At 53.8% G+C, this 10,656-nt stretch carries 11 protein-coding genes and 1 pseudogene; 6 read left to right on the top strand and 6 right to left on the bottom strand.

Translation table 11 applies throughout. From position 1 onward, the window contains the following. Together Q0711_RS04220 and psbC are read left to right on the top strand one after the other, a co-directional pair. A pseudogene (locus Q0711_RS04220) lies at window positions 1-530 on the top strand (photosystem II D2 protein (photosystem q(a) protein)); the annotation flags it as partial. A gap of 103 nt (window positions 531-633) precedes the next feature. Continuing rightward, a complete protein-coding gene (psbC, locus tag Q0711_RS04215) occupies window positions 634-2,019 on the top strand; it encodes a photosystem II reaction center protein CP43 (protein ID WP_298616581.1) in 1,386 nt (461 codons plus the stop codon). A 74-nt stretch (window positions 2,020-2,093) separates the two neighbouring features. Here the strand turns inward: psbC and Q0711_RS04210 are convergent, their stop codons facing one another. After that, window positions 2,094-3,287, bottom strand: coding sequence for a lipid-A-disaccharide synthase-related protein (locus tag Q0711_RS04210; protein WP_299041729.1), 1,194 nt, complete (start codon window positions 3,285-3,287; stop codon window positions 2,094-2,096). Window positions 3,288-3,420: 133 nt separating this feature from the next. Next, on the bottom strand, window positions 3,421-5,166 hold the full coding sequence (locus Q0711_RS04205; protein WP_298617410.1) for a M48 family metallopeptidase: 1,746 nt from the start codon (window positions 5,164-5,166) through the stop codon (window positions 3,421-3,423). Between the two features lie 100 nt (window positions 5,167-5,266). On the opposite strand from Q0711_RS04205, the gene Q0711_RS04200 reads away from it, so the two are divergent. Continuing rightward, a complete protein-coding gene (locus Q0711_RS04200) occupies window positions 5,267-6,160 on the top strand; it encodes a hypothetical protein (RefSeq protein ID WP_298616575.1) in 894 nt (297 codons plus the stop codon). A 24-nt stretch (window positions 6,161-6,184) separates the two neighbouring features. On the opposite strand, the gene Q0711_RS04195 is transcribed toward Q0711_RS04200, so the two are convergent. Genes Q0711_RS04195 through Q0711_RS04185 form a run of 3 tightly spaced genes read right to left on the bottom strand, consistent with a single transcriptional unit; the run spans window position 6,185 to window position 7,686 of the window. Continuing rightward, the gene (locus Q0711_RS04195; RefSeq protein WP_298616573.1) at window positions 6,185-7,042 is read right to left on the bottom strand and encodes a DNA adenine methylase; all 858 of its coding nucleotides are present in this window, start codon (window positions 7,040-7,042) and stop codon (window positions 6,185-6,187) included. Then, window positions 7,042-7,335, bottom strand: a complete 294-nt coding sequence (locus tag Q0711_RS04190) for a YggT family protein (protein WP_366142508.1) — start codon at window positions 7,333-7,335, stop codon at window positions 7,042-7,044. The genes Q0711_RS04195 and Q0711_RS04190 overlap by 1 nt, the downstream gene beginning before the upstream one ends. A gap of 27 nt (window positions 7,336-7,362) precedes the next feature. Next, complete coding sequence (locus Q0711_RS04185; RefSeq protein WP_298616569.1) at window positions 7,363-7,686, bottom strand: metal-sensing transcriptional repressor; 324 nt, start codon at window positions 7,684-7,686, stop codon at window positions 7,363-7,365. A 302-nt stretch (window positions 7,687-7,988) separates the two neighbouring features. Between Q0711_RS04185 and Q0711_RS04180 the strand changes: the two genes are divergently transcribed. Continuing rightward, the gene (locus Q0711_RS04180) at window positions 7,989-8,444 is read left to right on the top strand and encodes a hypothetical protein (protein ID WP_298616567.1); all 456 of its coding nucleotides are present in this window, start codon (window positions 7,989-7,991) and stop codon (window positions 8,442-8,444) included. On the opposite strand, the gene holA is transcribed toward Q0711_RS04180, so the two are convergent. Continuing rightward, a complete protein-coding gene (gene holA / locus Q0711_RS04175) occupies window positions 8,381-9,388 on the bottom strand; it encodes a DNA polymerase III subunit delta (RefSeq protein WP_299041725.1) in 1,008 nt (335 codons plus the stop codon). The genes Q0711_RS04180 and holA overlap by 64 nt on opposite strands. 127 nt (window positions 9,389-9,515) lie before the next feature. On the opposite strand from holA, the gene Q0711_RS04170 reads away from it, so the two are divergent. Beyond that, window positions 9,516-9,896, top strand: a complete 381-nt coding sequence (locus Q0711_RS04170; protein ID WP_298616033.1) for an LptA/OstA family protein — start codon at window positions 9,516-9,518, stop codon at window positions 9,894-9,896. Continuing rightward, window positions 9,853-10,641, top strand: a complete 789-nt coding sequence (lptB, locus tag Q0711_RS04165; RefSeq protein ID WP_298616031.1) for an LPS export ABC transporter ATP-binding protein — start codon at window positions 9,853-9,855, stop codon at window positions 10,639-10,641. Before Q0711_RS04170 ends, lptB begins: the two co-directional genes overlap by 44 nt. Window positions 10,642-10,656: the final 15 nt, after the last annotated feature.

Here is a 10,656-nt window from a genome sequence, read left to right as displayed (position 1 = left end):
GGCGTCCGTCCCTACAACGCCATTGCCTTCAGTGCCCCCATTGCCGTCTTTGTCAGCGTCTTCCTCATCTACCCCTTGGGGCAATCCAGTTGGTTTTTGCCCCCAGCTTTGGGGTGGCCGCCATCTTCCGCTTCCTGCTGTTTTTCCAAGGGTTCCACAACTGGACCTTGAACCCCTTCCACATGATGGGGGTCGCCGGTGTGCTGGGTGGTGCTCTGTTGTGTGCCATCCACGGTGCCACAGTGGAAAACACCCTCTTTCAGGATGGGGATTCGGCCAGCACCTTCCGCGCCTTTACGCCGACCCAAGCGGAAGAGACCTACTCAATGGTGACGGCAAACCGCTTCTGGAGCCAAATTTTTGGGATTGCCTTCTCGAACAAACGCTGGCTGCACTTTTTCATGTTGTTTGTGCCGGTAACAGGCCTGTGGATGAGTTCAATCGGTGTGGTGGGTCTGGCATTGAACCTGCGCTCCTATGACTTTATTTCCCAGGAGATTCGGGCAGCGGAAGACCCTGAGTTTGAGACGTTCTACACGAAGAACCTGCTGTTGAATGAGGGCATCCGTGCTTGGATGGCGCCCCAAGACCAACCCCATGAAAACTTTGTCTTCCCAGAAGAGGTACTCCCCCGTGGTAACGCTCTCTAGTAACTCGATTTTTGCCACCAATCGCGACCAAGATTCCTCCGGTTTCGCGTGGTGGGCCGGTAACGCTCGTCTGATTAATCTTTCCGGTAAACTTTTGGGTGCCCACGTCGCCCACGCCGGCCTGATAGTTTTCTGGGCCGGTGCCATGACCCTGTTTGAGTTGGCTCACTTCATTCCTGAAAAGCCAATGTATGAGCAGGGGCTGATTCTCATCCCCCACATTGCCACCCTTGGCTGGGGGGTTGGCCCTGGCGGTGAAGTCGTGGACACCTTCCCCTTCTTTGTGGTTGGGGTCGTGCACCTAATTTCCTCTGCCGTTTTGGGCTTTGGTGGGGTTTACCATGCCATTCGTGGTCCTGAAACCCTAGAGGAATACTTCCCCTTCTTCGGCTACGACTGGAAGGACAAAAATAAAATGACGACGATTCTGGGGTTCCACCTGATCGTCCTTGGCATTGGTGCCCTCTTATTGGTAGCCAAAGCCATGTTCTTTGGGGGTCTTTACGACACTTGGGCACCCGGTGGTGGGGATGTCCGTGTCATTACCAACCCCACCCTTGACCCCAGGGTGATCTTTGGCTATCTGCTGAAGTCTCCTTTTGGGGGCGAGGGCTGGATTGTCAGCGTCAACAACCTTGAGGACGTGGTCGGTGGCCACATTTGGGTTGGCCTGATCTGCATTGCCGGTGGCATCTGGCACATTCTAACAACGCCCTTTGGCTGGGCACGTCGTGCCTTCATCTGGTCTGGGGAAGCCTATCTTTCCTACAGCCTGGGCGCCCTGTCGATGATGGGCTTCATTGCCACCTGCTTTGTCTGGTTCAACAACACGGTCTATCCCAGTGAATTCTATGGTCCTACGGGTCCAGAAGCCTCTCAAGCTCAGGCAATGACTTTCTTGATCCGTGACCAAAAACTGGGTGCGAACGTGGGTTCGGCGCAAGGTCCCACGGGTTTGGGTAAATACCTGATGCGCTCTCCCACAGGTGAAATCATCTTTGGTGGTGAGACAATGCGCTTCTGGGATTTCCGCGGTCCTTGGTTAGAGCCGTTGCGCGGTCCCAATGGTCTTGACCTCAACAAGATCAAAAATGATATTCAGCCCTGGCAAGAGCGTCGGGCCGCTGAGTACATGACCCATGCACCTTTGGGTTCGTTGAACTCGGTGGGTGGTGTGGCCACTGAAATCAACTCGGTGAACTTTGTGTCGCCCCGTTCTTGGCTGGCCACTTCCCACTTTGTCTTGGCCTTCTTCTTCTTGGTGGGTCACCTGTGGCACGCGGGTCGTGCCCGTGCGGCGGCGGCTGGTTTTGAGAAGGGGATTGACCGCAAATCTGAACCCGTTCTCTCAATGCCTAGCCTTGACTAGGGTCAGTCGCTAATCTCTAATTCATTAGGATTTGACTCCCATCTGTATCGATGGGGGTCTTTTTTTGTGAGGACTTAATCACGGAGGGTTTTTAAGAGTTGTGCGGCAATGCGATCGCTGGCGCCAGGTTCGCCCATGCGTTCTTTACCATTGGTAGCAACTCGCGCCAGTGAGGCCGAATCTTCCCAGATCTTGCAGAGGGTGGGGATGGCTGCCTGAGGATCATCGAGTAAGAAAATCGAGTCTCCGAGAAGACGCTTTTGGCGAGTGGCAAAGTCACGGGTAAATTGGGGGCCTGCACCGGCAAACGTGACCACAGGTTTCCCTAAGCCAACGCACTGCTCTGTGGCCGTTCCGGCGAGGGCAATGCCTCCTTCTGCCCAATGTAGAAATTCACGAAAGTGGTGTGAACTTAAAATCAGTTGGTGTTGACCCAACTGCCATGCCTTGGTCTGGGGTAATGGACTGGGGATAGGTTGCCAACCCTCAAGGCGCTGCTCAAGAGGATGTAAGTCAAGGCTTGGACTCACAGCGGCAAGAAGGATCAGCGGCCGATCTTGATAGGGTGTCACTGCCCGCAAAATTTGTTGCCAGTTGCGGTAGGCTTCAGGGGCACGGGAACCGGGCAGCAACACAATTGTTTTCTCAGTAAAGGGAGAAGGGACAGGTGGCGGCATCACCAAATCCATCATGGGATTGCCGCAGTAGTGGACGGCATACCCCAGTCGCTGGAGGTTCTTGGCGGTCAGGGCATCGCGGACAAAAACACCTCGACAGCGGGGCGATCGCCACAACCATCGCTCCCAGGGCAGGTAGTCACTTCCCGCCCAGCCCATGCCCCAACGATAAGGATGCCCCATCGCATCATAGAGGTAATAGTCAGACTTAGCAGTGCCGATAAAACTATAGGTTCCCCCCGTACCATAGGCCAGCAATAGAGGCACAATATCACCAACGGCCAAGATATGCCCTGCCGAGAATCGTTGCCAACGCTGGACGGCACAAACCTGTTCCCCCAAAAGTCCCAGCAAGCCTGCGCCGAGATCTCGCCATAGCTGGCGCAGATCCATGTAGATGAAGCCGCCAGAGGGAAGGCTTTTGCCGCGGTGGAGGAGAGGAATTCCCAGCCGCGTATAGGCAGCCCCTAAGCCCACCAAGGGCAATGCCATCAAGTCTAGGTTTGGACACTGGTGCTGCAAGGCCTGCAAAATCGAGCTGGCGATCGCGTCCTCACCGTGACCATTACTCAAGCAAAGCAGTTGTTTCATGCCTGCATTAACTGAAGAGTTGCGGCAAGGCTGCCACTTGTACTTTATCCCAGTACTCTTCCCCTAGGGCGAGAAACGCGGATTCCTACTCAAGAGTTTGAAAACAATATTTGGACATTCAGATCATGCTGAGCTATTGCAGTGTTTTGGCCGTCTCCCGTTTGGACTTTTTGGGATTGGGCGGATCCACTAGGGTGCGCAGATGGGCTTGAATCTGTTGATGCCGTTCGACCCCCTCAAAGGCAAAGGGGGTGTACCCGCGATCGCGCATCAGACCGCGGATATAGCGAATCCGCTCATCGGTCGGCGGGTGCGTGGAAAACCATGGCAGGGGTGGCTCTTGATTGCGGTATTCCTTCTTGAGGGTATGCATTAAATTGAGGAGGCCATCGGCAGCATAACCTGCCCGTGCTAGGATGCGTGTTCCTAAAATATCTGCCTCTCGCTCCATCTCCCGACTATAGCGAGTCACGAGCAACCCTGTCACGTAGCCGCCAGTGGGGAATAACCGCGTCAAGTTGGCAGTGGCTGTGCCCTGCACCATTAGGCGAAAGCCGTGGGAGAGCACCGCGTGCGCCATTTCGTGGGCAAGTAAGCCGGCCAATTCTGCTTCTGTATTGGCTTTTAGAATTGCACCCGTGTTAATAAAGATCTTACCGCCCGGCAGGGCAAAGGCATTGAGATCGTTATCTTTGATAACAAAAAACTCGTACTCAAACTCATGACGACCTGCTACTTTGGCCAGACGCTGTCCGATTTCATTGACATAGGCTTGAACCTCAGCATCTTCAAGCAGCTTGACTTGGCGGCTAATTTGCCGGGCTACTGAACGACCGAGGGCAGATTCCCCCTGCATCATCAAGGCCATCATTTGAATCGAGTCCAAAGACAGGAGGGGATTGCCCGTGACAGCTACACCCACCAATCCAGTAAGGGCACCGACAATCATCCCTTCGCGCAACTGCCCCTGAAGACGGCGACGGAAGCGTTGCATTCGCTCTGCAGCCAATTGCTGAAATTCAGGGGTGGCGGGGTGGTCAGGATTCAACAGGACAAAGCGTTGGGCAGCGAGTGCGGCTTCCAGCCACTGTTGCTGGCGATCGTAGAGTGTGACGAGGGTACGATGAATATCAGGTTGATCGGGATAAAGGCTGGCAACTTGTTCGAGGTGGGCATAGGCCTCTTTGAGGGAGCCCTGCTGTACGAGAAACTCGGCAAAGCGCACTTGGCCGGGAATAAACTCTGGAAACTGCTCCACCAAAAGCTGTAGTGGTACGGCTTGGGCACTGTAGAGTTGGGAGCCGCCTTGAACTTCGCGCCAATAGACTTGGGCAGCGGGAGGCAGTTGACTGATTTCCTGTACAGCTGGGGGTGTGACGCGAGGAGGTGGCAAGTTTAGGTCAGGTTTGGCCTTTTGGTAGTAGGTTTGGGCAGTGGTAAAGTCTCCTGATTGCCAGTGGCGATCGCCCTCCCGCAAAAGCGCTAAACGCCCCTCTTGGGCTGCCTGTTCTGCTGTTATTATTTCCCCTGTTGTCGGGGTCTTTAAGGAATTGTCAGCCGTTGTCGGTGGAGGTTCTATGGGGAGGACTGGCGCATCTCCCTTGACCTCAGTGCTCGTCGGTAGAGAGGCAGGAGATTCTATAGCAGGGGCAACTTTTGCCGGTGGCGTTGGTGGCGGCGGCAATAGATCGACAGCCGAGCCTTCAAATCGTGGTAGGCGAGCTTGGGCAAAGGCGTCTTCTTTGCTGAGAGCCATCCACTCCTCCTCTGCCATACTAATTCGGGGGAGTGACATCTCTGCTGCTTTAACCGGTTCAAGACGCACCCCTAAAAGGAGGGCAACACCTAGCGGCCAGTAGCGCAACCCATCTTTCACCATAACGCTGTCCTCAAACCACCTGATGCTTTATAGTCTAACCACAGCTCACAAGTGCAATTGGCCAAGCATTACAATGAAACTATTGGTGATTTGAAATACAATGACCTCTGCTTTAGAAGAAAAATTACGGGCTGCCTTTAGTCCCGAGCAGGCACATCTACTGGCAGAAGTAATTCGTGAGGCCTATGACGATGTCGTCAAGGCCAAAGACTTTAATGAGCTGAAAGCAATTGTTGCCGATCTAGCTCAAGCCCAAAAACGCACCGAAGAGCGAGTCGAAGAGCTAGCTCAAGCCCAAAAACGCACCGAAGAACGGGTCGAAGAATTAGCGGCGGCGCAAAAGCGTACTGAAGAGCGAGTTGAAGAGCTGGCTCAAGCCCAAAAACGCACCGAAGAACGGGTTGAAGAATTAGCGGCGGCGCAAAAGCGTACCGAAGAGCGAGTTGAAGAGCTAGCTCAAGCCCAAAAACGCACCGAAGAACGGGTTGAAGAATTAGCGGCGGCGCAAAAACGCACCGAAGAGCGGGTGGATCAGCTAGCTGCTGCGGTAGATAGACTTTCTGCAGCTCAAGAACGGACAGAAAGGGCAGTTAGACAACTGGCGCGGCAGGTGGGCGGTCTCAGTGAAGCCCTCGGCGGCTCCTTAGAAGACTTGGCTTTGGAAGTGGTGCCGGAAATTCTTGAGTACCGCTGGGGGATGGAAATTGAATTTTGCGATCGCGACACCCTACCCCTGCGCAATGGGCAATATGAGTTTGATTTAGTGATTCGTGGCCAAGTGCAGGGACAACCAGTACTAGTCTTGGGAGAAGTCAAAAGTAACATCACAGAATCAGAAGTAGAGCGATTTTTGAACCTTGTGGCTCAAGTAGAGGCTGCTGAGGAAATTCGCCCCCTCTTTTTTGGCTACCGTCTAGAACGGGCAGCCAAGGACTTGATTCGGGAACGGGGTGCAGTCATGGTCTCTACACGGGGCAAGTACTTTCCCGAATGAGCCTAGAGCGCTTGAGCAGCAACCTTAGCAGCGATAGGTGACAACCAGCAGCTCACTAATCTTGCCCCGCTTATGCGCATTGGAGTTAATTACACGGCTGGCCTTGAGTTCAATACAGCGCCAAGATTGATATAGTTGCAGCACGGGTTCAACCCATGCATTGCTGACCATGACGTAGCATCCCCGCCGCGCTAGCGTCTCTACCACCTGGGCCAGGGCAATCTGTTCAGCCTCGCCAAAGGGCTGATCGGTGTAACTGGTAAAGTTGGCAGTTTTAGAAAGGGGATAATAGGGGGGATCGAAGTAGATAAAATCCCCCGCCGTTGCCCACGTTAAGACCTCTTGAAAATCCGCCACACTCAAGGTCACGTTTTGCAAGGCAAGACTGGCTTGCCGCAGCGTCTCAGGATCAAAAATCTGGGGATTGGCATAGCGCCCCATGGGAACGTTGAACTGCCCTGCACGATTGACGCGATAGAGACCGTTAAAACAGGTCTTATTGAGATAGATAAACCGAGCTGCCCGCGTCAGGGGATCCAGTTGCTGCTGATTTAAGCTGCGAATGTAGTAATAAAAGGTTTTACTGTGCTGTTGGCGATACTCGGTGAGCTGGCCAATTAAGTCCTCAACGCGATCGCGCACAATTTGGTAGCAATTGATGAGTTCAGCGTTGCGATCGCTCAACCGCGCCTGCCGAAACTGAAACTGCCCTCGCTGCGCTTGGCTAAAGAGATACCAATAGAGCGCCGCACTGCCACAAAATGGCTCGGTATAGCAGCGGCATTCTGGGGGCAAGTAGGGAGCTATCTGGCTCAGCAACTGAGACTTGCCGCCGGCCCACTTGAGAAATGGCTTCGGGTTGAGGGGTGTTGTCGTCTCCACTAGGCCGGTGGAAACAAGAGAAACAACAGTCCCTGCTGTCCCACAAGCAATTCCCGCAGGAGCGTGACAATGCCTAGCCAAATAATGGGGCTAATGTCCACCCCCCCCAAAGGCGGCACAATGCGGCGAGTGGGTGCCAAAACCGGCTCTGAGAGCCAATAGATAATTTTCAATGGTCCTTGCGTGAGGTTAACCTGGGGGTACCACGTGAAGATGATACGCACAAGAAAAATCAACGTCAAAACGGCGAGGATGACTCCTAGTACCCAATTGATCACAATAACAGCAGGCATTGGCATTATTTAGGCTACCCCAAACCATTATCCCAAAAAATGATCAAGGGCAGCCTTGAGTTCTGCTAGCTCCTGATCAATGCGTCCCTCCTGAGCGGCATGAGTCACACATTCATTCAAATGCTCATCGAGAATCAGCCGTGCCACCCGGTTCAACGCTCCCCGCACTGCGGCAATTTGAATCAATACCTCTGGACAAGGACGACTGTCCTGCACCATCGCTTTAATGCCACGCACGTGCCCTTCAATGCGCGACAGCCGATTGACGATCGCCCGCAGCGATTCCTCACTGTGGTGATGGGGGTGAGAATGCAGAGAAGGGGAAGAATGGGAATGGAATTCAGTGCCCACGGCAAATAGTCCTAAACAATCAGTACAACGATGAACAGATCACGCAAGAACGCCACAAACAAAGGTATTGTTAACCCCTTGTTGAAGGTGATTGCATAGATCGAGCAACGCAACGGCAACTAATACTTGCACAGCAATTGTAGCAAACCTGCTAGGCGCGCTTGGTTTTGGGCATAAAAGAACTGTAGCTTGATCTTCTTTGGTGGGCGCTGACCCTAGGCGTGATTCTTTTAACTGTTGCCCTTGGGGAACTCGTGATAGTATCGGGACACATCCCCGCAGGACGCAGTGGACGAACCAACGTGACAGAACCAATTTTTTGGTTGGCAGTGTCACTGGTATTAGTGGCCGTATGCTTGGCAGCCGTTTTGGTTGCCGCAATTCCGGCATTTATAGAGTTAGCACGGGCTGCCCGCAGTGCTGAAAAGCTTTTTGATACGTTGGGGCGCGAGCTACCGCCCACATTGGAAGCCATTCGCTTGACGGGCTTGGAGATTAGCGATCTCACGGATGACATTAGCCAAGGAGTAGAAAGGGCAGGGAATGTGATTAAGCAGGTGGATCAAGGCATTGCAGCGGCAAAACGGCAGGTTCAGGAGGCAAAAGTTACCACCCGTAGTGTCTTTGCTGGGGTAAAGGCGGCATGGCAAACGTGGAACCGTCCCAGTCGTAAGCCCTCACGGCTTCCCCCCAGTCAGCTCTCGCCGCCGCCAGAGCGATCGCCCCACGAACGTCGTGAACAGGCTAAGGAAAGTTGAATCATTCCCTGGCGCAGGGTGGTCACTGGCTCGGCTCCCAGCTTAAGCTGGTACTCCGTAGTTAAGAGAATCCGCAAACAGGCTTGAAGGGCAGGCAGAGGAACGGCATTGACTTCCTTTTGCAGAATATAGACCCGTTTTGGGTTGCCGACTTCGGCAAGCTTGGCAATGCGCTGATTGTCCCGCTCATGGCTGAGCAACTTGACCCACAACCACGTGCGAAATTGTTTCGTTAGAGTCGCTAGGAGGCGCAAAGGCGGTTCGTTTTGTTGCAGCAGGCCTTCTAGTTGGCTGAGGGCTGTGGCGGTGTCCCCGCGCAGGAGGGTACTGGCAAGGATGAGGCTGCTTTGTTGAGTAGCATGAACTAGGGCTGTGATGTCCTTAGCGGTAAGGGGGCGATCGCCCGCAAATAAGGCCAATTTCTCTAATTCATTGTGCAGTTGGCGGCTGTCGTTACCCACGGCTTCTGCAATGAGCTGGACTGCCTCAGGGGAGAGGTGCAGTTGATAGCATTGAGCCGCTTCACGGATCTGCTGTTCAATCTCGGCGGTTTTCCAAGGGGCAATCGGACTAAATTCCTGAATCTGGCCATACTCTTGCAGTAGCTTGACGGCTTTACTGCGGCTGTCGGGTTTTTGAGGACTGGTGAGGAGCAAGTGACAGTTCGGGGGAATTTGCGGCAAGGTGAGTTCTAAATCTGCAAGTAGCTCTGCACTACAGCGTTGACCAAGGGTTGTATTCACCAGCCACACCAAGCGATCGCCCCCGCCAAAGGGTGGCGTCATCACCTGTGCCAAGGCGGCTTGAGCGGCTGCAGCGTCCTCCCCGGCAAATTTCTCGAAGTTAAAACTCTCCCATAGGGGATCCACCACTCGTTGCCGCAGGGCCTTAACGGCTTGCTCTAGTCGAAACTCATCTTCCCCCCAGTAGAAATAAACGGGCATTTTGCGGAAATTTTCCCTTATCCACTAGGATAAAGACATTGTGGCGGAGAATAAGGAAATGTTGCAATCTTGTTCCCGATGGCCCTCTCGCCTTTTGGCACTGGGTACAGTGGGAGTAGGGTTGGCAATGGTACCTTTATTTTGGCAAGCGGCAGATTCCCAAGAACCGCCTACCCAAGCACTCACCATCTTGGCGGATGTTCAACAGGCAAACGCAGTGACGGGGGTGATTACAGCGCGGGGAAATGTGCAATTGCGCTATCCTGCCCGCCAAATTCAGGCCAGTGCCGCACAGGCTCAATACTTTAGCCGCGAGGGTCGCATTGTCCTCAGTGGCAATGTGTACGTTTTGCAACAGGGGAACAGTCTCCGCGCTGAAACTATCACTTACCTTATCTCAGAGGCCAAATTCGTTGCCCTGCCTGCCCCCAGCCGCCAAGTTGAAGCCATCCTAATGATTCGCGATGACCCTAACCAGCAAATTCTTGGACCTGTGCAGCCCCAATAGACGGTTTGCGTTACCCACTACGCTGCGTTTAGAGGGTGTATGCAAACGGTATGGCAGTCGTTGGGTCGTCGATCACGTCAGTCTCTCGGTGGCACGGGGGGAAGTGGTCGGTCTGTTGGGACCTAATGGTGCTGGCAAAACGACAACCTTTTACATTGCCACAGGGATTGAACGACCAGATTACGGGCGAGTATGGCTGGATGACGAGGAGATTACCCATGCGCCTCTACATCAGCGAGCACGGCGGGGCATTGGCTATTTGCCCCAAGAACCGAGCATCTTTCGCCACTTGACGGTGGCTGAAAATATTCTTTTGGTTTTAGAAGAGACGGGGGTGCCACGACGCCAATGGCGCGATCGCTTGGATCAACTGCTGACGGAATTTCGCCTCACCCACATTGCCCACACCCTTGGTCGGCAAGTCTCAGGGGGAGAACGGCGGCGCACGGAATTAGCCCGTGCCTTAGCGGCAGGAACCCAAGGGCCTAGCTTTTTGCTCCTTGATGAACCCTTTGCGGGGGTGGATCCGATTGCTGTGCATGATTTACAGGAGATGATTGCTAAACTGCGCGATCGCCCGATGGGCATTCTCATTACCGATCACAACGTGCGGGAAACGCTGCAAATTATTGACCGCGCCTATATTCTGCGGGAAGGGCAGATTTTGGCTGCAGGCAATAGCTGGGAATTAGCACAGAATGCCAAAGTGCGGCAATACTACCTCGGTGAGGATTTTCGTTTCTAGGCATGGTTAGAGCAC

The organism is uncultured Thermosynechococcus sp., from assembly GCF_937958135.1.
Classification (GTDB): Bacteria; Cyanobacteriota; Cyanobacteriia; order Thermosynechococcales; family Thermosynechococcaceae; genus Thermosynechococcus.
The sequence above is the reverse complement of the archived record's forward strand: the minus strand, read 5'-3'. Positions and strand labels throughout refer to the sequence as shown.